Origin of the sequence: Natronobacterium haloterrestre, from assembly GCF_900112205.1 — an archaeon.
Lineage (GTDB): Archaea > Halobacteriota > Halobacteria > Halobacteriales > Natrialbaceae > Natronobacterium > Natronobacterium haloterrestre.
This window is the reverse complement of the sequence record NZ_FOKW01000006.1, coordinates 233,956-257,266: the sequence shown is the minus strand read 5'-3', so window position 1 is coordinate 257,266 and position 23,311 is coordinate 233,956. Positions and strand designations below refer to the sequence as shown.

The 23,311-nt window shown below is 67.9% G+C and carries 19 protein-coding genes; 12 read left to right on the top strand and 7 right to left on the bottom strand.

The genetic code is table 11. The features are described 5' to 3' along the window. Positions 1-24 precede the first annotated feature (24 nt). On the top strand, positions 25-1,218 hold the full coding sequence (locus tag BM113_RS13390; RefSeq protein WP_089788568.1) for an XdhC family protein: 1,194 nt from the start codon (positions 25-27) through the stop codon (positions 1,216-1,218). Here the strand turns inward: BM113_RS13390 and BM113_RS13385 are convergent. Together BM113_RS13385 and BM113_RS13380 are read right to left on the bottom strand one after the other, a co-directional pair. Continuing rightward, positions 1,149-1,799, bottom strand: coding sequence for a nucleotidyltransferase family protein (locus BM113_RS13385; protein ID WP_089788567.1), 651 nt, complete (start codon positions 1,797-1,799; stop codon positions 1,149-1,151). The genes BM113_RS13390 and BM113_RS13385 overlap by 70 nt on opposite strands. A 55-nt stretch (positions 1,800-1,854) precedes the next feature. Further along, entirely contained in the window at positions 1,855-3,285 is a 1,431-nt protein-coding gene (locus BM113_RS13380) for a dihydroorotase (protein ID WP_089788566.1), read from the bottom strand. Between the two features lie 156 nt (positions 3,286-3,441). Here BM113_RS13380 and BM113_RS13375 point away from each other — a divergent pair, with 156 nt between their 5' ends. Both BM113_RS13375 and BM113_RS13370 read left to right on the top strand, forming a co-directional pair. Then, positions 3,442-3,963, top strand: a complete 522-nt coding sequence (locus BM113_RS13375; RefSeq protein ID WP_089788565.1) for a (2Fe-2S)-binding protein — start codon at positions 3,442-3,444, stop codon at positions 3,961-3,963. Between the two features lie 2 nt (positions 3,964-3,965). After that, positions 3,966-6,482, top strand: a complete 2,517-nt coding sequence (locus BM113_RS13370; protein WP_089788564.1) for a xanthine dehydrogenase family protein molybdopterin-binding subunit — start codon at positions 3,966-3,968, stop codon at positions 6,480-6,482. A gap of 238 nt (positions 6,483-6,720) precedes the next feature. Here BM113_RS13370 and BM113_RS13365 read toward each other — a convergent pair whose 3' ends face one another. Continuing rightward, entirely contained in the window at positions 6,721-7,230 is a 510-nt protein-coding gene (locus tag BM113_RS13365; protein ID WP_245758054.1) for an SRPBCC family protein, read from the bottom strand. Further along, entirely contained in the window at positions 7,224-8,141 is a 918-nt protein-coding gene (locus BM113_RS13360) for an FAD binding domain-containing protein (protein ID WP_089788563.1), read from the bottom strand. Before BM113_RS13360 ends, BM113_RS13365 begins: the two co-directional genes overlap by 7 nt. 247 nt (positions 8,142-8,388) lie before the next feature. Here BM113_RS13360 and BM113_RS13355 point away from each other — a divergent pair, with 247 nt between their 5' ends. Beyond that, positions 8,389-9,147, top strand: a complete 759-nt coding sequence (locus BM113_RS13355; protein WP_089788562.1) for a cyclase family protein — start codon at positions 8,389-8,391, stop codon at positions 9,145-9,147. 27 nt (positions 9,148-9,174) lie between these two features. On the opposite strand, the gene BM113_RS13350 is transcribed toward BM113_RS13355, so the two are convergent. After that, positions 9,175-9,600, bottom strand: coding sequence for a universal stress protein (locus BM113_RS13350; RefSeq protein WP_089788561.1), 426 nt, complete (start codon positions 9,598-9,600; stop codon positions 9,175-9,177). Between the two features lie 114 nt (positions 9,601-9,714). On the opposite strand from BM113_RS13350, the gene BM113_RS13345 reads away from it, so the two are divergent. Then, positions 9,715-10,770 carry an alcohol dehydrogenase catalytic domain-containing protein gene (locus tag BM113_RS13345; RefSeq protein WP_089788560.1) on the top strand — a complete coding sequence of 352 codons (1,056 nt, stop codon included), beginning with the start codon at positions 9,715-9,717 and terminating at the stop codon, positions 10,768-10,770. Here BM113_RS13345 and BM113_RS13340 read toward each other — a convergent pair. After that, positions 10,767-12,146, bottom strand: a complete 1,380-nt coding sequence (locus BM113_RS13340) for a uracil-xanthine permease family protein (protein WP_089788559.1) — start codon at positions 12,144-12,146, stop codon at positions 10,767-10,769. The two genes, BM113_RS13345 and BM113_RS13340, sit on opposite strands and share 4 nt — an antisense overlap. 108 nt (positions 12,147-12,254) lie before the next feature. Here BM113_RS13340 and BM113_RS13335 point away from each other — a divergent pair, with 108 nt between their 5' ends. Together BM113_RS13335 and BM113_RS13330 are read left to right on the top strand one after the other, a co-directional pair. Further along, positions 12,255-13,421: an MFS transporter gene (locus tag BM113_RS13335; protein WP_089788558.1), complete on the top strand. Its 1,167-nt coding sequence runs from the start codon at positions 12,255-12,257 to the stop codon at positions 13,419-13,421. Between the two features lie 78 nt (positions 13,422-13,499). Further along, complete coding sequence (locus tag BM113_RS13330; protein WP_089788557.1) at positions 13,500-15,254, top strand: methyl-accepting chemotaxis protein; 1,755 nt, start codon at positions 13,500-13,502, stop codon at positions 15,252-15,254. A gap of 25 nt (positions 15,255-15,279) precedes the next feature. Here the strand turns inward: BM113_RS13330 and BM113_RS13325 are convergent, their stop codons facing one another. After that, positions 15,280-17,169, bottom strand: a complete 1,890-nt coding sequence (locus BM113_RS13325) for a CocE/NonD family hydrolase (protein WP_089788556.1) — start codon at positions 17,167-17,169, stop codon at positions 15,280-15,282. Between the two features lie 217 nt (positions 17,170-17,386). On the opposite strand from BM113_RS13325, the gene BM113_RS13320 reads away from it, so the two are divergent. The 5 genes from BM113_RS13320 to BM113_RS13300 all read left to right on the top strand — a co-directional run bounded on the left by BM113_RS13320 (position 17,387) and on the right by BM113_RS13300 (position 23,253). Beyond that, positions 17,387-18,961 carry a uracil-xanthine permease family protein gene (locus tag BM113_RS13320; RefSeq protein WP_007141102.1) on the top strand — a complete coding sequence of 525 codons (1,575 nt, stop codon included), beginning with the start codon at positions 17,387-17,389 and terminating at the stop codon, positions 18,959-18,961. A gap of 61 nt (positions 18,962-19,022) precedes the next feature. Beyond that, a complete protein-coding gene (locus tag BM113_RS13315) occupies positions 19,023-19,487 on the top strand; it encodes a PH domain-containing protein (protein ID WP_089788555.1) in 465 nt (154 codons plus the stop codon). A gap of 101 nt (positions 19,488-19,588) precedes the next feature. Continuing rightward, on the top strand, positions 19,589-20,848 hold the full coding sequence (locus BM113_RS13310) for a molybdopterin molybdotransferase MoeA (protein WP_089788554.1): 1,260 nt from the start codon (positions 19,589-19,591) through the stop codon (positions 20,846-20,848). Between the two features lie 57 nt (positions 20,849-20,905). Then, a complete protein-coding gene (locus tag BM113_RS13305) occupies positions 20,906-22,114 on the top strand; it encodes a CaiB/BaiF CoA transferase family protein (RefSeq protein ID WP_089788553.1) in 1,209 nt (402 codons plus the stop codon). After that, positions 22,111-23,253: a thiolase family protein gene (locus BM113_RS13300; protein ID WP_089788552.1), complete on the top strand. Its 1,143-nt coding sequence runs from the start codon at positions 22,111-22,113 to the stop codon at positions 23,251-23,253. Before BM113_RS13305 ends, BM113_RS13300 begins: the two co-directional genes overlap by 4 nt. The last annotated feature ends 58 nt before the right edge of the window (positions 23,254-23,311 follow it).

The window sequence follows — 23,311 nt, the reverse complement described above, 5'->3', positions numbered from 1 at the left end:
CTGCATGAGGGTAACACACTGCATATGATCGACAGCGAACCGACGGATCCGTGGGGCGTTCCCCGACTCGAGCTGTTCGAACGCCTCGAGCGGACCCTCGAGGGAGACGGGGGACGTGCGGTCGCCACGGTGGTCGGCGTCGACGGATCCGCCTACCGGCGGCCCGGCGCGAAGATGCTCCTCGGGAGGGACGGATCGACCTACGGCGGTATCACGGCCGGCTGTCTCGAGGGTCCACTCCGAGAGGTTGCAGGCGAGGTCCTCGCGGACGGCTCGCCGACCGTCGTCACGTTCGACCTGACCGACGACGATGACGGGTGGGGGCTTGGACTGGGCTGTGAAGGGATCGTCGACGTCCTCGTCGAACCCGTAGACGACTCCTGGAGCGAGCCCGTCGAGGCGTTCGGAGCCGGCGAACGCCGGGCGACGGTGACCGTGGTCGACGGCACCGATTCGCTCCCGGTCGGCGCACGGACGACCGTTCCCGCCGAGGGGGAGCCGATCGAACCCGACGACCGGCCGGCCGTCCCCGACGACGTCCTCGAGGCGGTCCTCGCGGACGCCCGCGAGCGAGCGGCCGACGGCCGCTGGGAGCGTCGGACCGTCGCGACCGACGGCGGGGACGTCGACCTCTTCGTCGACGGGATCGAGCCCGTAAAACGCCTGCTCGTCTTCGGCGGCCAGCCGGACGTCCGGCCGGTGACGCGGCTGGCCCGGGAGGTCGGCCTCGAGGTGACGGTCGCGACGGCCCGCGGGGCACAGGCCGACGAATCGTCGTTCCCGCGTGCCGACCGGGTCGTGGCGACCCATCCGAGCGACCTCGATGAGCTGGTCGACGACCGCACGTTCGTCGTCGTCATGTCCCACAACCTCCTCGACGACCGACTCGCGCTCGAGGCGCTCCTGTCGACGCCGGCGCCGTTCATCGGGCTGATGGGGCCGCGCGAGCGGTTCGAGCGGCTACGGGACGACCTGCAGGAGGAAGGCGTGACGCTGACGGACGAGGACCGTGACCGGATCGCCTCGCCCGTCGGACTGGACCTGGGCGGGGGCGAACCCGTCGAGATCGCGCTCAGCATCGTCTCGGAGGTACTCGCGGTGAGTAACGATCGAGAAGGAGGACGGCTACGCGACCGTGCGGGGCCGATTCACGAGCGGTCGCCGTCGGAGCCGTCCGAGCCGTCCGAGCCGTCGGAACCGTCGCCACCGTCGGACTGACGCATTCGTTCGAGGTCCGCGACGGTATCGACGTCGCGGTGAATTCCGGGATCCGTTACGGCGACGCGGCGGACGTCGACCGAATCGAACAGCGCCCGGCCGCCCGTATCGCCCGAAATCTCGGTCAGTTCGTCGAACAGCGACGAGTCGAACAACACCGGGTTCCCGCGCCGTCCGTCGCGGACCGGCACGACGACCGGGGCGTCGGTCGCCCGGTACTCGTCGACGAGCCGCGTTACCGTTCCGGGATCGACCCGAGGCATGTCGCCCGGCAGGAACACGGCGGCCTCGGCACCGTGTTCGCGGGCCGCTCGAGCGCCCGCGCGAACGGACGTACTCTGCCCGCGCTCGTACTCAGGGTTGTGAACCGTCCCGTCGACGCGGTCCGCGACGGCCTCGCCGACGGCGTCGGCGTCGTGGCCCACCACCGCGAGGACGCGGTCGACGCCCCCGACGTCGAGCGTGCGGGCCGCACGGGAGACGATCGGCTCGCCGTCCGTCCCGACCGTCGCGAGCAGTTTGTTGCCGTCCGCGAACCGGGTGCCCCGGCCCGCGGCCAGCACGACGCCGACGACCGTCATCGAACGTTCACTCTCGCTGTCACGCTCGCTCTCGCTCTCACTCTCACTCTCACTCTCACTCGAGTTCGACGCCTTCGGGACCGCGCGGGAGGTAGTTCCGGCCGCCCGGATCGGTCCGGAGTTCGCCGTCCTCGACGACGACCTCGCCGCCGACGATCGTGTGAGTCGGCAGCCCGGTCAGTTCCTCGCCGTGGAACGTCGAGTAGCGGGGCTCCATCGTGTGATAGAAGTCGTCGTCGACGACCGCGCTCTTGTCGAGGTCGACGATGACCATGTCGGCGTCGGAACCCTCGGCGATCGCACCCTTGCGCGGGTACAGCCCCCAGCGCTTGGCGTTGTTGGTCGAACAGACCTCGACGAGCCGTTCCATGCTGATGCGGTTCTTGTTGACCCCCTCGCTCATCATGACGGGGAGGAAGTACTCGATGCCGTTGTTGTCGCCGGGGATCGCATCCCAGATGTCGCCGTGTTTCCCTTCCTCCTTCTCCTTGAACTCGATCTTGTGGGGGCAGTGGTCGGTGCCCACGTAGTCGACGACGCCGTTGCGCAGCCCCTCCCAGAGGCGCTTCTTGCTCTCCTCGCCCCGCAGCGGCGGCGAGATCTTGCCCCAGACGCCGAGGTCCTCCTGCTCGTAGGTATGGGAGAGGAAGGCCGGCAGCGTCTCGGCGTGGAGGTTGACGCCCTGCTCCTGGAACCGCTTGCAGATGTCGACCCCCTCGGCCGTGCTCATGTGGACGATGTAGGCCCTCGAGTCGGTGTACTCGGTGAGGCGGCCGATCTGTTCGATCTGCATCGCCTCGCAGATGTTCGGTGCCGACTCGCTCCAGGCTTTCAGGTCGTTGCGGCCCTCTTCCTTGAGTTCCGCCCGGCGCTCGGTCGCGAGGTCCTCGTTCTCGGCGTGGAACATCACGACGCCGTTCGGGATCTCCGAGACCTTGTCGAGGACCTTGTAGACGCCGCCCGCGTTGGAGTGGTCGATGCCCAGTTCCGGGGAGGCGTTCTTGTACCAGTTGAAGAAGACCTTGTACGAGCGGATCCCCTCCTCGGCAAGCCCCTCGATCTCATCGACGTGGTGGTCCTGGTGGACGATCGCGTGGTAGGCGAAGTCGATGTAGGAGTTCTCCTCGCCCGCGCGCTTGAAGAAGTCCATGTCCGGCAGGTACGGTTCCTTCTGCAGGAGGAAGTTGACGACGGTCGTGACGCCGCCGTGGACTGCGCCGCGGGTCTCGGTCTCGAAGTCGTGCTCGAGCCCCTCGTGGTACTCGTACTCGTACCGCGAGAGTCCCCAGTGGACGTGGGGATCGATGAAGCCCGGGATCAGGTAGTTGCCGTCGGCGTCGATCTCCCGCTCCGCTTCGGGGAGGTTCGACTCGGTTCCGACGCCAACGATGGTACCGTCGGTCGCTGCTACGCCGCCGTTGATGGTGCCGTTCGGCGTGACGACTCGTGCATTCGTCACACGCAGGTCTGCGGTCTGTTCGACCATACGTGATAACTCACCTCATCCTACTTGAGTGTATCCCGCGGACCCCCAGGCTCGACCGGTGATCCGAGGCGGGCGTGACGTCCGCTACCCGACGCAGTCGCGGCTCCGGGCAACACAACGTTTATGTCCCGGTCGAAAGACATAGTACGTATTCCCATGAGTACCGATGCCACGGGTGATTATGACGAGCGGGTCACGGAAGAGATCACCGTGACCGTCAACGGCGAGGAGGTCACCGCCGAGGTCGAGCCACGGCTCAAACTCTCCGATTTCCTCCGTAACGAGTGTGGACTCAACGGCGTACGGGTCGGCTGCGAGCATGGCGTCTGCGGTGCCTGCACGGTCGAACAGGACGGCCGGACCGTCAAGAGCTGTCTCTCCTACGCGGTCCAGGCCGACGGCGCAGAGATCGAGACCGTCGAGGGGCTGACCGACGAGGCCGAGAGCGAGGACGGCTCGCTGCACCCGATCCAGGAGGCGTTCCACGAGACCCACGCCCTCCAGTGTGGGTTCTGCACGAGCGGGTTCGTGATGGCCACGAAGGAACTGCTCGAGGAGAACCCCGATCCGACCCGCGAGGAGATCGAGGAGGGGCTGGCCGACAACATCTGTCGCTGTACCGGCTACCAGAACATCTACGAGGCCGTCGAGCGGGCGGCCGAAGAGATGAGGGAGTAACCATGTCCAGTTCACAGCCGTCCGAAACCGACGACGTCGACGTCGAACCGGAGACCGAAACGGAATCGTTCACGGGAACCGGCCTCCCGCGCGTCGAGGACCGGCGGATCCTCACGGGGAAAGCCGAGTACATCCACGACGTCACGCCGGAGAACTGTCTGCACATGGCGCTGGTCCGGAGCATGCACGCCCACGCGGACGTCGTCTCGATCGACACGAGCGCGGCCGAGGACCACCCCGACTGCGAACTCGTCCTCACCGCGGCCGACGTCAAGGCGGAGTACGGCCCGATGCCCGTCGGCATCCCGGAGGTCGAGACCGACGACGGCGTCGCGACCCTGGAAGAGTGGTCGCTGGCCGACGAGAAGGTCCGGTTCGTCGGCGAGCCCGTGGCAGTGGTCGTCGCGAGCGACCGGTACGCCGCCGAGGACGTCGCCGACCTGGTCGACGTCGAGTACGATCCCCGGGACGCCGTCGCCGACGGGATGGAGGCCCGCGAGGACGAGGTCCTCGTCCACGACGACGTCGGGACGAACGTCGTCGACGGCGAACGGCTCGAGTTCGGCGACCTCGACGACGCCTTCGAGGAGGCCGATCACGTCGTCTCCGGCGAGTACTCGTGGGGCCGGATCTCGGGCGTCCCGCTCGAGACCGCGGGCGTCGTCGCCCAGTACGACGACGAGACCGACTCGTTCGACATCGACTGTAACATCCAGTTGCACACGCTCGTCGACGAGATGATCCACGAGCCGCTGGGGTACGACGCCGACGACGTCCGGGTCAACGTCCCCGCCGACGTCGGCGGCAGCTACGGGACGAAGATCGGCATCCACCGCTACTGTTGCCTGGCCGCGATGGCGAGCAAGGAACTCGAGCGGCCCGTGAAGTTCAACGAGGACCGCCTCGAGAACCTCCAGGGCGGGGACATGCACTCCTCGGACCGCGAATACGAGATGCGTCTGGCCGTCGACGACGACGGGACGATGCGGGGCCTCGACGTCTGGTTCGTCGACGACTTCGGCGCGTTCCCGCGGTACCCGGTCAACCAGGTACTGAAGCCGCTGTCGGTGCTCACCAACTCCTACGAGATCGACCACGTCGGCTACGAGTACGAACTCGTGCTGACGAACAAGACCTCCCAGACCGCCTACCGCGGGTTCGGCGTCGATCCCCACATCTACGCCCTCGAGATGATCGTCGACGAGGCGGCCCGCGAGATCGGAATCGACCCGACCGAGTTCCGGCGGCGGAACCTGATCACGCCCGATCAGCTGCCCTACACCCTCCCCTCCAAGAACATCTACGACTCGGGGGACTACCCGGCGACCCTGGACCGGATCGAGGAGATCATCGCCGACGAGCGCGACGGCGGACTGCTCGATCCCGAGGTCGTCGCGGAACGGCGCGAGGAGGGCAAGTATCGCGGGGTTCAGCCGAGCGTCATCATCGAACCCGGCGTCAGCGGCTCCGACTGGACCGACCGCCAGCGGACCGAGAACGACGAACTCGAGGAACGGTCCCGCGACGAGGTCGACGAACTGCCCGAGCACCTCCGGGCGACGGTCCGTGAGGACGGCACGGTCCAGGCGTACCTGGCGACGGACTCGTCCGGCCAGGGCCACCAGACCCTGGTCTCCCAACTGCTCGCCGACGAACTCGGCGTCCTGCCGAGCGACATCGAGGTCGACTACCTCGACAGCGTCGACGCGCCCACCGAATACGGGAGCGCGGCCTCCCGGATGGCCGTCATGCTCTCGGGGGCGACCGTCGGCCTCGCCGAACGCGTCGGCGAGGCGGCCGAGCGGGTCGCGGCCGACCACTGGGACGTTTCGACCGACGACGTCGCCTACCAGGACGGCGCTGTCGACCGGATCGGCGGCGACGAGTCGCTGTCGCTCGCCGAGCTAGCGGCCGTCGACGCCGAGCGCGACGTCGAGGACCGGGAACTGACGGGCGTCAGCTACAACTACGACCATCCCGCGACCGAACACGAGGAGTTCGACGAAGCGTTCACCCGGAAGTTCCCGGTGTACCCAACCGCGGCCTTCGGCGCGAACGCCCCGATCGTCGAGGTCGATTCCCGAACGGGCGAGGTGGACATCCTCAAGTTCTACACCGTCCGGGATTGCGGGACGATGCTCAACCCGATGATCGTCGAGGGACAGGCCCACGGCGGGATCGCCCAGGGCGTCGGCGCAGCCCTGCTCGAGGAGTTCGGCTACGAGGACGACGGCCAGCCTCAGGCGATCACGCTGTTCGACTACCTGCTGCCGTCCATCGAGAACGTCCCCGAGATCGAGATGGAACACACCGAGACGCCGTCGCCGTACACCGAGACGGGCGCGAAAGGCGTCGGCGAGGGCGGGATGATCGACGCACCGGCGAGCATCGCCACGTCGATCAACGCGGCCCTCGAGCCGATAGGGGCCGACGAGCCGGCAGATCGGATCCCGGTCGCGCCGGATCACCTGCTAGAGAAGGTTCGGGAGGCGGAGGACGAAAGCGAAGACGACGCCTGACGTAGCGCCCCGACCCCACCCTCCGACGCGACGACAGTTTTGGCCCGGCTTCTTTCGGCATCGGACTCGACCCGACCCCGACCCCGACCCGACTCGAACCGAATCCGCTTCTCGAGCCCGCTCGTCTCGCACCGACAGCGGCGTCGCTACGGACCTGGGACGAATACGACGAACGGCGAACGGCGAACGGCGAACGGCGAACGGCGAACGGCAGACGACTCGAATCAAAAACGCGGCGTCAGTCGCCCGACTCGAGGGTCACGTCCTCGGTCGGCGCCGCCTCGAGTTCGGACTCGGCGTCGACCCCGTCGGCGGCTTTTTCCTGCATGTTCGAGAAGAACTTCTTCACCAGGCGGTTGGTGACGCTCTTCAGCGCGCGGCCGCCCAGGCTGGCGATCGTCCCCGAGACGTCGGCCGAGGCCGACCAGACGACCGTCGTCCCGCCGTCGTCGTTCTCCTGCAACTCCATCTCCGCGGTGGTCTCGAACTCGTTGCGCGGGGCGTGGCCGACCGCCTTCATCTCGAGTGAGTTGGGGCGGTCAGCCTCGGTGACGACGACGTCCACGTCGAACTCGGGTTTGACGCTGCCGACGCCGACCGCGAGCACCGCCTCGATCTCGTGGGGCGACTTGAGCGTCATCTCCTTGCATCCGGGCGCACACTCCGCGAGGACGTCGGTGTCCGTGAAGTACGGCCAGAGTTCGTCCGTCGACTGTTCCATCTCGTTTTCGCCAGTGAATTCTAGCATGTTGTGTCTCCGTGCTGGGTCTCCCCATCGATCGCGCGTTCGTACGACGTTTCGAGCGAGCGTTTCGCGTACTCGCCGGCCACTTCCTCCTTGTAGTCTCGGTCCGCGTGCATCTCCCCCTCGGGCGTGACCGCATCGGTGACGATCTCGGCCGCCTCCGCGAGGCCCGCCTCCGAGAGGGGTTCGCCCTCGAGGACGTCCTCCGCGTCCGGAACGCGAAGCGGGATGTCTGCCGCGTTCGCCAGGGCGATCCGGACCTCCTCGAGGACCGGATCGTCGGCCGAGGGGTCGTCGACCCGTACGGCGGTCGCCGCGCTGACCGTCGGCCAGGTCTGGGCCGCCCGCTTGAGTTCGAGAAACGCCATCCCGGTGCGTTCGGGCGGGAACGGGTCGGTCGGCACCGTGACCGCCTCGATGAGTTCCTCCTCGCGGAGGTCCGTGAACATGTAGGCGATGAAGTAGTCGTCGGCGGTCACCTCGCGGCTCTCGTCGGCCGATCGCAGGTGGAGCACGCCGTCGAGCGCCACCAGGGCAGCCGGGTAGTTCCCCGCAGGGTCGGCCTCGCCGATGCTGCCCCCGAGCGTTCCCTGGTTGCGAACCGAGGGGCCAGCGATCTGTTCCGCGGCTTCGGGGAGCATCGGGACGAGCGCCGCGAGCCGATCCGAACGCTCGAGCGTCCGGTGGCGGGTCATCGCCCCGATCCGGACCCCGTCGTCGGTCTCCTCGACGTACTGGAGCTCCTCGAGGCCGTTCAGGTCGACGAGGTGATCCGGCGTCGCCAGCCGGTTCGCCATCACGATCCCCAGCGACTGGTTGCCCGCGAGCAACTCCACGTCCTCGAGGTCGGCCAGCAACTCGACGGTCTCCTCGACGGTCTCCGGTCGGTGGTGAGTGAACGGAGCCGGCTTCATGGATCCCCTCGCGACAGCGTGTCTACAGCGGTCCGCCGTCCGTTCCCGTGCGAACGCGGGCGCGAACGCGAGCGATACTGGTGGGTGGTATGGGAAATCATGTGTCGGTCACGCGGATATCACCTATTTTCCGTAACGTTACTAATAAGTGTTGTTGCATGTTGGCACGCTGAAGGGTAACGTACCGAGCGGACTCGGTTTCGCCCGTTCACGTAAGTTTAAGTGACGAGCGCGAAATGTGGATGGTATGCTCGACGGTTACGAGATGTACGACCTGACCCAGCCGTGGTCACAGGATACGCCGGCGTGGCCGACCTACGACAACCCGAAGGTGTGGTACGAGAAGAGCCTCGACACCGAGAAGGTAAACGGCCAGAAGATCGAGTTCATGAACCACACCGGGACCCACCTGGACGGCGAGAAACACTTCGTCGCTCACGGGCGGGACATCGAACAGGTGGGCCTCGACGAACTCGTCGGGGACGCCGTCGTCGCCGACATCTCCGACAAGGTCGGCGACTACGACGTCTACACGAGCGAAATGATCGAGGACGTCTGTGACGTCCGCGAGGGCGACATCCTGTTCATTCACACGGGCTACCAGGAGTACGCCTGGCACACGGAGAACGCCGACCCCCACCGGTACTTCTGCAAACATCCCGGTCCGAACGCGGAGTTCGCCGAGTGGTGCAAGGAGATGAACATCAACTACCTCATCCTCGACTGTGGCAGCGCGGACCACCCGATGAACACGGTCATCCGCGACATCCGCCCCGAACTCGCCGAGGAGGCGGCCGACCACCTCGGCGTCGACGACCTGGACGAGATCTTCCCGCCGGAGGGGTACCAGCTCATGCACACCGAGCTGTTCCCCGAGGGGACGATCCACGTCGAGAACGCACAGGTACCCGAGGAACTACTCAACGAGCGCGTCCAGATCGGCACCTTCCCGTGGCGGTTCCGCGGCGGGGAGTCCAGCGTCTGTCGGTGTGTCGCCTTCAAATAACTCGGAAAACGAGGGTCGTCCGACCGGTCACCGAACGACGAACACCGGCACCGGCGACCGACGCACGACTTTCTCCGCGACGCTGCCGAGCAGCACACGAGCGACGCCGTCCCGGCCGTGACTACCGATGACGATCGAGTCGTACTCTCCCTTCTCGGCTTCCTTGACGATCACGCGGTCCGGCCGACCGCGACCCAGCACCGTGTCGATCTCGCCGTCGTGATCCGCGGCCCGCTGGCGAACCGACTCGAACAACTCCTCGGCGCGTTCGCGCTCGGCCTCCTCGTCCGGCACCTCCCCGGTCATCCCGGAGAACGTGCCGATGTCGCCCTGCCCGATCTCGAGGGCGTGCAAAGCGGTAATGTCGGCCTCCGGGAACGTCTCCATTGCGTACTCGAGTGCGTCTTCGGACTGTGCTGAGCTGTCGACCGGAACCAAGACATGGTTCGACATACCACCCGTTTCGAACGCAACCAACATATAGCTTCGCCGAACGCTCCGGTCGCGGGAACGAGCGAAACCCGCCACGAGGGTGAACGCTAAGACCCTGGCCGATTACCGTGTGGTATGAGCACGATGGACGCGTGCGTCCTCGAGGAGTGGAACGGCTCGCTCTCGATCGACACAGTGGCCGAACCGGAACCGGGGCCCGGCGAGGTCCGGGTCGACGTGCGGGCCTGCGGTGTAACCCGAACGATCGAGAACGCGATCGGCGGTGGACTGTCGGACGACCCCGCGCTCACGCCGCGAATCCTGGGCCACGAGTTCGCGGGCGTCGTCGACGCGGTCGGCGACGGCGTCGACGGCTGCGAGCCGGGGGATCGCGTCCTCGCGTACTTCTATCTCACCTGTGGCGAGTGCGCCCCCTGTCGCCGCGGGGAGACCAACCGGTGTACGGCGTTCGACGGCTGGTACGGCGTCCACCGCGACGGGGCCTACGCCGAGAAAGCCGTCCTGCCGGCCGAAAACGCCCTCCCGCTGCCCGACGGGGCGACGTACGCCGAGGGCGCGATCGCGGCCGACGGGCTCGCGACGCCGCTGCACGTCTGCCGGCGGGCCGCCGTCGACGACACGGACACAGTGCTCGTGATCGGCGCCGCTGGCCGGGTCGGAGTCCATCTCTCGCAACTGGCCGCGCGCCGCGGGGCGCGGGTGCTGGCCGCGGACGTCGTCGACGACCGCCTCGAGCACGTCGACGCCGTCACGGACGGTGCGGTCCGGCCGGTCGACGTTCGGGGCGATCCCGACGACGTTGCACGACGCGTGCGGGAGGCTGCCGGCGGCGAGCGCAACGGGCCGAGCGTCGTCGTCGACACCGTCGGCGACGTGGAGACGCTGCGAGCGGGCTGGGACGCGCTCGGGATGGGCGGCCGGGTGGTCTCGCTGACGACCCACCACGAGCGCGCGTTCGGGCCGCTTCTGCGGGAGTTCGTCGAGAAGGAAGCGGCCGTTCTGGGCTCTCGGTACGCCACGAAAGACGAGGTCGTCCGGGCCGCCGAGTTGCTCGCCGACGGCCGGATCTCCCCCGTCGTCACGGAGCGGGTCGGCCTCGAGGACGTCCCGGACGTCCACGAGCGGATCCGATCGGGCGAGAGCCACGGGATGGTCGTGCTCGAGCCCTAATCGTCGGTCGGTTCGGGCTCCGGACCCGGCGCCGCCTCGCGGTCGGAGGCGGCCTCGTCCCGCGGGAGAACGGCGTTCAACACGAGTGCAGTGACGCCGCCGACGAGCAGGCCCGAGCCGAGCAGCACCTGTGCCTCGTCGGGGAACTGGGCGATCGCGTCGGGACGGACCTCGACGCCGACGCCGAGTACGACTGAGACGGCGACGATCGTCAGGTTGCGCCGGTTCAGGTCGACCCGGTTGGCGACGATCCGCAGGCCGATGGAGAAGATCATCCCGAACAGGACGATCGCCGCGCCGCCGAGGACGGGGTTGGGCATCGCCGCGACCACGGCGGCGACCTTCGGGACGAGGCCCAGCAGGACGAGGAACCCGCCACAGATCGCGACGACGAACTTGCTGGCGACCCCGGTGAACCCAATGAGCCCGACGTTCTGGGAGAACGACGTGTTCGGGAAGGCGTTGAACAGGCCGGCGAACATGCTCATCGCGCCGTCGGCGAACAGTCCGCCCCGCATCTCGTCCGAGGTCGCGCGGCGGCCGACGGTGCCGGTCGTCCCCTCGACGTCGCCGATCGTCTCGATCGCGGTCACGACGTAGGCGAACGCGACCACCAGGATCGCACTCGGGTGGAACTCGACGCCGTACTCGAGCGGGACGGGGACGGCGATCCAGCCGGCGTCGGCGACCCCCGAGAGGTCGAGCAACCCGAGGGGGACCGCCACGACGTAGCCGATCACGACGGCGATCAACACGCTGGCGATCGAGAGCAGGCCCTCGAAGTACTGGTTGAACCCGACCGCGACGACGAAGACGAGTCCGGCAAGCGCCAGGTTCTCGAGGTAGCCGTAGGTCTCCGCGCCCGGGCCGCCCGCCGCGTAGTCGATCGCCGTCGGGATCAGCGTCAGGCCGACGAGCATGACCACCGTGCCCGTGACCAGCGGCGGGAAGAACCGCTCGAGGTCGTCGTAGAAGTAGCCGATCGCGATCTCGACGGGCGCGGCGACGATGACGGCCCCGAAGATCGCCGCGAGCCCGAACGTCGACCCGATGTCGATCAGCGGCGCGACGAAGATCGCGCTCGTCCCCATGACGATCGGCAACTTCGCGCCGACGGGGCCGACGGAGTACACCTGTACGACGGTCGCGACGCCGGCGACGAGCAGCGCCATCTGGACGATGTAGGTCGTCTGCGCGCCGTCGAGGCCGATCGCCCCCGCGATGACGAGGGGCAACGCGACCGTCGAGAGGAACATCGCCAGCAGGTGCTGGAGCCCGAGCGGGACCGCTTCCGACAGCGGCGGTTCGTCGTCGATATCGTACGCGACCAGTTCGGTCTCCGATTCCGTCGCTTCGAGTTTGTCACCTGTAGCCATGATATAGTGTAGCATTCGACAAACAACATATAAATCTTGATGATGTTCGGCCCGACGCGACGGTCAGGCCCCGTAACGCATATTGCCGGCTAGCCGGATATCCGGACGATGAGCACGCTCCGTTCGAGAGCGACGAGCGAGCAACGGCCGCTGCCGTGGGCGGCGATCGCCGCCGTGGGAACGGGGTTGTTCGGGCTCGGGCTCGCCGTCGGCGGCTACGGGGCCTACGTGTCGCTGCTGATAGCTCGCGGCGTGTCGCCCGACGCGGCGGGGCTCGGCATGTCGCTGTTCCTGTTCGGGCAGTTCGCCGCCGTCGTCCCGGCGGACCTGTTGACCCGCCGGACGGCCGTCGAGCGCGTCGCCGCGGCCGGGTTCGTCCTGGCAGGGATCGGAATCGGCCTCGGGGCCGTCCTGACGCTCGAGGCCACCTACGCCTCCCGCCTCCTGCTGGGACTCGGCCAGGGGGCCGCGTTCGTCGCCGGAATGAAGTACGTCGGGTTGCGGACGACCGGCGCGGACACCGCGACCGCACAGGGGATGCTCGGCGCGCTGTTCACCCTCGGACTGGCCGTCGGCCTCGCCGCCGGCCCCGTCGTCGTGCCGTGGGCCGGCCCGGCGCTCCCGACCGTCGGCGCGGCAGGGGTCGCGCTCGCCGGCGGCGCGTTCACCGCCCGATTGGCGACGGTCGGCCCCGACGCGCGAACGGTCCTGGGGGCCTACCTCGAGCCGTTCACCTCCGCCGGCGGGCTGGCGCTCGGGTTCGGCAACGTGGCCACGTTCGGGTTCCTGATGGTGGCCTCGACCTGGTACGCCGAGGTGGTCGCCGGCGCGGCACTGCCCGGCACCGCGGTCCTCGTCGGATTCGCCCTTGCGACGGTGGTCGGCCGGGGCGTCGGGGGCTGGCTCTCGCGGACCTACGGCGAGCGGGCGACCGTCGGCGGGACGCTGCTGGGACTCGCCCTCGTGCTCCTCGGACTCGCGGCGGCGATCGACGTCGATTCGGCGGCGGGCATCGCCGCCGGCCTGGTGCTTACCGGGTTCGGGTTCGGCGTGCCGTTCGGACCGCTGTTCGGCCTCGCGTTCTCGGAACTCGCCGACGACGCCGGCGTCACGCTCTCGGGGATGATGCTCGTGGGCAACGGGGCCGCGCTGGCGTATCCCTGGCTCGTCGGGCGCTTGCTGGCCGCGACCGACGGCTACGCCGCGGGGTTCGCGGCGATGGGCGCGACGGTCGGCGCGATCTGGCTCTGCTGGCGGCGGACCGTCGGCGGCTGAGAGGGGAATTCCGATATTCGACTCCATCGGCCGCGAGCGGCGAGTAAGTTTAAGTGACATAGATTCACTGACATAGGTATGACCCCCTCGCTGACATCGCTGTTCGATCGGGCCGACGCGACCAGTTCCGACCACGACGCGGACACGGACTCGAGCGCGGACGGCGACCCCACAACTGACTCTCGCGGGACCGCGGCGAGCGACGGCCGCGACGACGCGATCGACCGCGACCAGTGGCGAACGGAAGGCGACGCCCTCCTCGACGCGGACGGCGACGTCGAACGTCCCCGTGAGGGGACGCCCTTCGGAAGCGCCACCGCCGAATCGATCATCGTCAGCTACCTGCAGGGCTCGAGCGACCCGATCTTCGTCGTCGACGCGGAGGGGAACTTCACCCACTCCAACGAGGAGTGTCGCGACCTGTTCGGCCGGGTACCGGGCGAACTGATCGGCGACAACCTCTTCGACTACGACGAGGCCGACAACACGGTGATGCGGGAGGTGCTCGACACCGGCGAGGCCATCCAGAACCTCGAGGGCGAGGTCGAGGTCGACGGCGAGACGGTCCACGTCAGCCGGACCTTCTTCCCGCTTTTCGACGCCGGGGGCGAACTCGCGGGCGCGATCGAGATCAACCGCGACGTCTCCGAGCGAGTCGAGGCCGTCAACCGCCAGGAGACCTTAGAGGAGTACCAGGCCTACCAGGACGAGGTGATCGAGGCGTTCAAGGGGTGGACCGACCGGCTCAGCCGCGGCGACTTCACCGTCGACCCCGAGGTGCCGGAACCCGACTCCGACCTCGAGGAGGTACAGCGGGCCCACGAGCGGTTCTCGGAGATGGCGGCGGACCTGGGCACGGCGATCGAGAGCATCCACGACGCGCTCGCCGACGCCCGCGATACCGCCGAGGAACTGGCCGAGATCAGCGACGAACTGGTCGCGGCGGGCGAGGAGACGACCTCGGCGACCGAGGAGATCGACGACGCGAGCGACGCGGTCGACGAGATGGCGAGCGAGCAGTCCGAACAGGCGACGATCGCCGCGAAGAACGTCTCGAACCTCGCGGGCGCGGTCGAAGAGATCTCCGAGAACGCGGCCCGAATCGAGGACCGTGCGGCGACGGCAAGCGAGCGAACCCAGGAGGGGGTCGACGACGCCGAACGCGCCCTCGAGCGGATCCGCGAGGCGATGGCGGCCTCCGAGGAGAACGTCGAACAGGTCCGGCGCATCGAGGACCGGATGGACGCGATCGGCGAGATGGCGGAGTTGATCGCGGACGTGGCAGACCAGACGAACCTGCTTGCCCTGAACGCGAACATCCAGGCGGCCCACGCCGACGACTCCGGCGACGGGTTCGGGGTGGTCGCCAACGAGATCAAGGGGCTTGCCGACGAGTCGAAGGCGACGGTCTCGGAGATCACCGACGATCTAGAGGAGTTGCGGGACGGAATCGACGAGATGACGGCGGCGATCGAGCGGAGCAACAGGACGGTCGAAGCCGGGGCCGACGCAGTCGAGGGGGTCGTCGACCACATCGAGGAGATCGAGGACGCCGTCCGCGAGACCGACCGCGAGATCGAGGCGATCGCCCGCGCCGCCGAGGAACAGGCCGAAGACACGGCGACCGTCGAGGACGTGGTCCGGGAACTCTCCGAGCGCAGCGACGAGATCGAACGCCGGATGGCCGACGTCTCGACGAGCATCGAACAGCAGACGGCGACCGTCGACCGGGTCGTCGACGTCTCGGAGGCCATCGACGGGATGGCCGCCGAGATGGAGGGGACGCTGACGGGCTTCGAACTCGAGTCGGAGGGCGCTTCCCGGTCCCGGTAGCGGGCCGGCGAAAAGGATCGGCCTCTCAGCGCGGCTGTACCGGCAGTTCGACGTGGGTCGCGTAGTCGGCGTCGTGGTGGACCGTGTTCGTCGCCACCTCGTACTCCCGGTCGTCGTACAGCGGGCCGCCCGTGTTGTGGTTGACGTCGTACCGTGGGTAGTTCGACGAGGAGATGTCGAGCCGGATGCGATGGCCCTCGCCGAAGACGTTGGCCGTCGGGTACGGCTCCATGTAGAACTCGTAGACCTCGCCGGGCTCGAGGAAGTCCGGTTCGTCGCGGTAGCCACGGTAGCGGCCCCGACAGATCGAGTCACAGAGGTTGACCGCGAACCCGTTGGGGAACTCCTCGCTGGGCGGATACTCGTCGATCAGTTTCGCCGTGAAGTCGGTGTCCGGGGCGTCGGTCGAGCCGTAGACCCGCACGCGGATCGGGCCCGCGATTTCGAGCGGTTCCTCGAGCGGTTCCGACCGGTAAACGAGGACGTCGTTGCGCTCCTCGAGCGGACCGTAGGGTGGTTCCGCGCCGAACGTGTCGGGACGGGTTCGCTGGTCGAAGCCGCCGCGGCCGGTGATGTCCTGGAGTTTGCGCTCGCTCAGCGGGTACTCGAGGATCGACTCCTCGCGGGGTTCGTAGGTGATATACGACGAGCAGTTGCCGCCGATCGTCGGCACGGGGTCGCGAGGGTCGAACTCGTAGCTGGTCGCGGAGTCGGAAACGGTCGGTTCCGCCGTCGAGAGCCGGCCGTCCTCGTGCACGTAGTAGGTCTCGAACTCGGTGTCGGGGAGGGGCCACTCCTCGCTTTCTGCCCACTCGCCGCCGTGGAACAGCCGGCCGTCGCGGGTCTGCGAGCCGTCGCCGGTCCCCATCCGGAAGTACTGGACCGTCGGCTGGTCCGACCAGGTGTCTTTCCCCTTGAGGTAGTGGTCGAAAAAGCGCAGGCGCGTCTCCTGGTAGTCCCGCAACGCCTGCTCGCCGAACTCGAGTTCCCCCGAGTAGGACTTGTTCCACGAGGGCAGCGGGTAGCTGTTCCAGCCGTGGGTCCACGGCCCCATCAGCAGGTAGTGGTCGCTGTCCTTCCGGTCGGCGAGTCCCTCGAAGTTGTCACAGGTCGCCTTCGTGTAGGAGTCGTACCACGCGCCCGCGTAGACGGTCGGCACGTCGGCCATCTCGTCGTAGTAGGCCTCGAAGTTGAGGCCGGGCTCTTCCCAGAGTTCGTCGCTTGCGGCCCCCTTCGTCATGATGTCGAACGTCCACTCCTCGTAGTCGGGAATGTGCCGGAGCGGCGACTGGCCGCGCTGGACGGGGCCGTTCGTGAGGACGTCGCGGACGTCGACGTTCGCCAGCCGTTGCTGAACGTCCTCGTCCTCGAGCGCTCGCTTCGCGAACCCGCCGCCGAGCGTGAGCGCCCAGCACAGCCACCGCAGCTCGAAGGTGCCGTTGTGACGAAAGGTGGCCTCCCGGCCGTTCGCTGCCCCCTGGTTGACGAACATCGCCTCGAGGTGGGGCGGGTCCTGGGTCGCGAGCGCGGTCTGGACCCAGGCACCGTAGGAGGTGCCGATCGTCCCGACCTGCCCGTCACAGTAGGGCTGGTCGGCGAGCCACTCGACGGTGTCGTACCCGTCTTCGGGTTCGTTGACGAAGATGTAGTAGTCGCCCTCGCTTTCGAAGCGACCGCGACAGTCCTGGATCGCGACGACGTAGCCGCGCTTGGCGAACCACTCGCCGTGTCGTTCCATCCGCCCGCGCTTGTTGTACGGCGTCCGGTCGAGCAACACGGGCTTCGGTTCGGCGATCGGCTCGCCCGTCTCCGGATCCGCCGGCCGGTAGATGTCGGTCGCGAGTTCGACCCCGTCCCGGGTTTCGATCGGCACGTCTAGCTCAGCGGCCACTGCGTACTCGGGATGAGATACCATCACACTAACCGATGTGGGCGGAGTGTAATAGTTTATTCCCCAGTGGGGAACGCGACGACCGACCCGAAGACGCCTCGAGACGAGGGCCGCTTTCCGACGGTAATAGCCACACACGGCCGACAGAACGGCGGTATCTTTATGGGCGTTCGCTTAGTTTGCTTGACTCAACCTGTCGAGTGTGGACACTCGACACGGTATCAATCCAGGAGATGGAGATATGACTGACCAAAGCGAGACTTCGAACGAGATCCGGACGGACGGCGGGGACGTATCCCGCGAGGAGGCGTCGTTCGTCGAGTACGGCATCGAGGACAAACCACCGCTCGGCGAATCGATACTGCTTGGCATCCAGCACTACCTGACGATGATCGGCGCGACGGTCGCGATTCCGCTCGTGCTCGCGGGCGCGATGGAGATGCCGGCCGGTGAAACGGCACGGCTTATCGGGACCTTCTTCGTCGTGTCGGGGATCGCCACGCTGTTACAGACGACGGTCGGGAACCGGTATCCGATCGTGCAGGGCGGGACCTTCGCCCTGCTTGCCCCCGCACTGGCGGTGATCGGCGCGCTCGCCGCGGAGGGCGTCGGCTGGCAAACGACCCTGCTCGAGTTACAGGGGGCGATCATCGCCGCCGCGACGGTCCAGGTCATCCTGGGCTACGTCGGGGCGCTTGGCAAACTCAAGTACTACCTTTCGCCGGTCGTGATCGCGCCGGTGATCGTGCTCATCGGGTTGTCGCTGGTCGGGGTCCAGGACGTGACCCGACCCGACCAGAACTGGTGGCTGCTGGGACTGACGCTGTTCCTGATCGTCCTGTTCTCACAGTACCTCGATCGGTACAGCCGATACGCGAAACTGTTCCCGGTGCTTCTCGGAATCGTCACCGCCTGGGTCGTCGCGGCGATACTGTCGGTAACCGGCGTGTACGGACCTGAAACGGTCGGCTACGTCGACACCGGCGCGATCGCCGAAGCATCGGCGATCCAGGTCATCACGCCGCTGCAGTGGGGGATGCCCCAGTTCACCCCGGCGTTCGCCGTCGGGATCTTCGCCGGCGTGCTCGCTTCGATGGTCGAGAGCCTCGGCGACTACTACGCCGTCGCCCGGATCGCGGGCGTGGGCGCACCAAGCGAGAAGCGAATCAACCACGGCATCGGCATGGAAGGTATCGGCAACATCATCGCCGGCATCATGGGAACCGGCAACGGGTCGACCTCCTACGGCGAGAACATCGGGGCGATCGGCATCACCGGCGTCGCCTCCCGGTACGTCGTCCAGATCGGCGCGATCGTCATGTTGATCGTCGGCTTCGTCGGCTACTTCGGGGCCCTGATCACCACGATTCCGAGCCCCATCGTCGGCGCGCTCTATATCGCCATGTTCGGACAGATCGCGGCGATCGGCCTCTCGAACCTCCGGTACGTCGATCTCGACGCCTCCCGGAACGTCTTCATCATCGGCATCGCGTTGTTCCTCGGGCTCTCGGTGCCCCAGTACATGGACAACGTCGGCGGCGCGGCCGAGTTCCAGCAGATCGCTGCGGACGCGGCGCTCGTCGGACCGGTCCTTGGCCAGCCGCTGATCGCCGACACCATCTTCGTGATCGGGTCGACCACGATGGCCGTCGGCGGCATCATCGCGTTCGTCCTCGACAACACCGTCCGCGGGACCCGCGATGAACGCGGCCTCACCCAGTGGGAGCAACTCGCCGAAGACGAAGAGGAATTCGTCACGTTCTTCGAGTCGATGCGCTCCTCGGACGAGCCCACTCCCGTCGACAGAGCCGACTAACCCATTCGCGACCCCTCCTCGCTGGGAAAATTTGATAACCAGTCCCCCACCAGTGCCCGTAATGCCGAACCGAAACGGTCTCGACCTCGAGACGGGCGAACGTCTCCATTACCGCGGCGCGCTCCGGGACGGCGACGAAATCGCGGTGACCGACCGTCGCGTCCTCCTCGTGCGGGCCGACGAGGTCACGAGCGTCCCCTACACCAACGTCAGCGAAGTCACCCACGAGTGGATCGACTGGTTGCTGGTCATCATGAGCCTCGCGCTCGCGGCGTTCGGCGTCTACTCGGTGTCGGAAAACGCCCTCGTCGGGCTCGGACTAACGGCGTTCGGTCTCTGGAGCGTCTACCGGACCTACCGCGACCGGGACCGGATCCGCATCCACACCCACAGCCAGGCGAAACCGATCGACGTCTATCCGGAGGACGTCGACCGGCTCTACGACGAACTCGAGCCGGCGATCGAGGCGGTCAGGGAGGAACCCGAGCCGGACGAGCACGGCGAGTCCGGCGAGCCGACGTCCTGAGACGCGCCACCCCGTCACCACGTCACGCCGCCACTCGGACACCACGTCACCACGTCACGCCGTCACAAACTCTTTCCCGGATCGGGTCGAACGTCCCCGTCATGTCCGACGACGAGAACGACGACCGCGACGACCACAGTCACGCGGATCTCCTGTCCCTCGAGGACGCGATCGACCGTTCGTTCGCCCGCCGCGAGGCCCTCCTCGAGGATCGCCCGGCGACGACCGTCCCGCTCGAGCGGATCGCCGGCCGGGTCCTCGCCGAAGACGTGGTCGCCGACGCCGATCGGCCGGCGACCGACCGGGCGACGATGGACGGCTACGCGTACGCGGCCGCGGACGCCGAGGGGGAAGAAGGACCGCTCGAGGTCGTCGACCCTGCGGTCTACCCCGAGAGCGAACCGCCGGCGCTCGAGGCCGGACAGGCGGTCGAGATCGCGACCGGCGCACCCCTTCCCGAGCGGGCCGACACGGTCGTCAAACGGGAGGACGCCGTTCTCGAGGACGGCCGCCTGGACGGACCCGACCTGGCTCCCGGTACCTACGTCTACGAGCGGGGTTCGAACCTCGAGGCGGGCGAGAGCCTCTACGCGGCCGGCGACCGACTCGACGCCGCCGACGCGATCCTGTTGCGGGACCTCGGCCGCGAATCGGTCGCGGTCGCGGACCCGCTTTCGATCGGCGTACTGGCCACCGGGACCGAGATCCACGAGGGGATACACACGGATCTGGACTCGCCGATGCTGTGCAACCTCCTCCGGGCGTGGGGCCACGACCCCGACTACGAGGGATCGGTACCGGACGAGGGCGACCGCGTCCGGGACCGGATCGACGACCTCGCAGACGACCACGACCTCGTCGTCACGACCGGCGGAACGAGCGTCGGCGAGAAAGACCACGTGATCGACGCGCTCGCGTCGCTCGGCGAAGTCGACTTCCACCGGGTTCGGCTGCGTCCCGGGAAACCGATCGCGATCGCGTCCCTCCCCGACCACGACGCCGTCGCCGTCGCGGTCCCCGGGAAGCCGATCGGCGCGTACGTCAGTACGGCGCTGGTCGCCCGGCCCCTTCTCACCGGCGAGCGCCGGCCGGCGACCCTCGAGCGGACGTTCGGCGCGGACGTCGGCCTCGGCCCTGCGGGGTTCACGTACGCGATCCCGGTCACCCTCGACCCCGATGGCAAGGAAGCGAACCCGCTCGGCCACGCCGACTCCCCGCTGTCGGTCTACGAGGAGACGTTCGATCCGAGCGTGCTCTCCTCGAGCACCCGCGCGGCGAGCGCGGACGGGTTCGTACTCACGACCGACCCGCTCGAGGCCGGCGAGCGGGTCGACGTGGTGCCGACGACCGCCCTCGAGTGACCAGGGGGTGACGATAGGAAAGTTTTTGACGTGACGACTGGATTGTCATGGCACCGCATGACAGACAGCGATCGGATTCTCGATGGCATTAGAGTCGTCGATCTCACGACGTTCGTCACCGGCGGGTTCTGTTCGCTGATGCTGGCGAACCAGGGTGCCGACGTCGTCAAGATCGAGCGACCCGGCGCGGGGGACGACAACCGACACTCCGGACCGCCCTTCATCGACGGCGAGTCGCCGTACTTCTGGACGGTCAACTACGGGAAGAAGAGCGTCGAACTGAACCTCAAGAGCGAGGCCGGCCGGGAGGCGCTGTACGACCTCGTGAGCGAGGCCGACGTCTTCCTGCAGAATTACCGTCCCGGAACCGCGGAACGGCTCGACGTCGACGAGGAGACGATCCGCGCGCACAACGAGGACATCGTCTACTGTGCGATTTCGGCGTTCGGCCAGACCGGTCCGTGGCGGGAGCGGCCCGGCTACGACCTGATGATCCAGGGGATGAGCGGCATCATGAGCGTCACCGGCGAGGAGGACGGCCGCCCCGTGAAGGTCGGACTCCCGATGACCGACCTCATCACCGCGATGTGGGCCGCGTTCGGGGTCTCGAACGCGCTCTACCGCCGCGAGTTGACCGGCGAGGGCGAGTACATCGACCTCGGGATGTTAGACGCCACGCTCCCGTGGCTGACAAAGCAGGCCGGAAAGGTGTTCGCCGGCGAGTCGCCCTCCCGGATGGGGACGAAAGACCCCGTCCTCGCGCCCTACCAGACGTTCGAGACCGCCGACGGCTACATCAACGTCGCCTGTCTCAACCAGAAGCTCTGGCGGACGTTCTGCGAGGCGATCGACCGGCCGGAACTCGCCGACGACGAGCGCTTCGAGACCAACGGCGACCGCGTCGAGCACATGGACGAACTCGAGGCGGAACTCGAGGAACGACTGCGCGAGTTGACGACCGACGAGTGGATGACGCTGCTCGTCGAGGACGCCGGGGTTCCAGCAGGCCCCGTCTACGAGGTCGAGGACGCCCTCTACAACGACCAGACCGAGGCCCGCGGGACCACGACGACGATCGAGGACCCCGAGCGCGGCGAGATTCCCGTCGTCGAACACCCGCTCAACTACGACCGGGCCGACAGCGGCTTCGAGTCGCCGCCGCCGCAACTGGGCGAGCACAACCGCAGCGTCTTCGCCGACCTCGGGTACGACGAGGACGAACTCGACGCCCTCGAGGAGCGGGGCGCGTTCGGCGATTCGGCATGACCGACGTCGGCGTCGCGGGAGCGGGGATGACGGCGTTCGAATCCGAGAGCGACGCCGGGGCGCTCGAACTCGCCGAACGGGCGGCCTGGCGCGCCCTCGACGACGCCGGGGACGTCGCGCCCGGGGACGTGACCTCGGTCCACGTCGGGAACATGGCCGCCGAGGCGTTCGACGAGCGAACCGGCCTCGAGAACGCGCTCTGTGGCGCGCTCGGCGTCGACGGCGCGACGGCGGACCGGATCGAGAATACGAGTGCGAGCGGGGCCAGCGCCGTCCTCCGGGCGGTCGACGCCGTCCGGGCCGGACGGTCGTCGGTCGCGCTGGTCGTCGGCGTCGAGACGATGTCGGCGGTCGACACCGACGATGCGACCGAACTCATCAGCCGGCTGGTCCACGACCGCGAGTACGAGCAAGGGCTGACGCTGCCCTCGTTCGCCGGGCTGGCGGCCGACCGCTACCTCGAGACGACCGGCGCGGACGAGGACGCGCTGGCGGCCGTCGCGGTCAAGAACCACCGCAACGGGGCCGCCAACCCCTACGCGCAGTTCCAGCGGGAGATCACGGCCGAGGAGGCACGCTCGTCGCCGGCGGTCGCGGACCCGCTGCGACTCTACGACTGCTGTCCGACCAGCGACGGGGCCGCGGCGATCGTTCTCCGGGCCGGCGGGGACGACGACGTGGAACTCGCCGGCGTCGCGGGCGCGACGGGCACCCACGCCGTCGCCGAGCGACCGGACCCGCTCGCCATCGAGAGCGTCTCGCGGGCCGGCGACCGCGCGTTCGCCGATACCGGCCTCGAGCGCGAGGCCGTCGACGTCGCCTGCATCCACGACGCGTTCACCGTCCTCGAGTTGCTCGAACTCGAGGAGCTGGGGTTCTACGACGGCGGACGGGCGTGGGAAGCGACCCTCGAGGGCGGGACGGCGCTCGACGGCGACTTACCGGTCAACCCCGGCGGTGGGCTCAAGGCCCGCGGCCACCCGCTCGGCGCGACGGGGGTCGCACAACTCGTCGAACTGACCTGGCAACTGCGTGGCGACGCCGACGCCCGGCAGGTTGCGGGCCCCGAAACCGGACTCGCGCTCAACGTCGGCGGGTTCGGCAACAACGCGATCTGTACGCTGCTCGAGGCGCGCTGACGGCCGAACGAAACCGCGGAGAGGCCACGAACGCGAGCGGAATCCAGCCACCGGACCA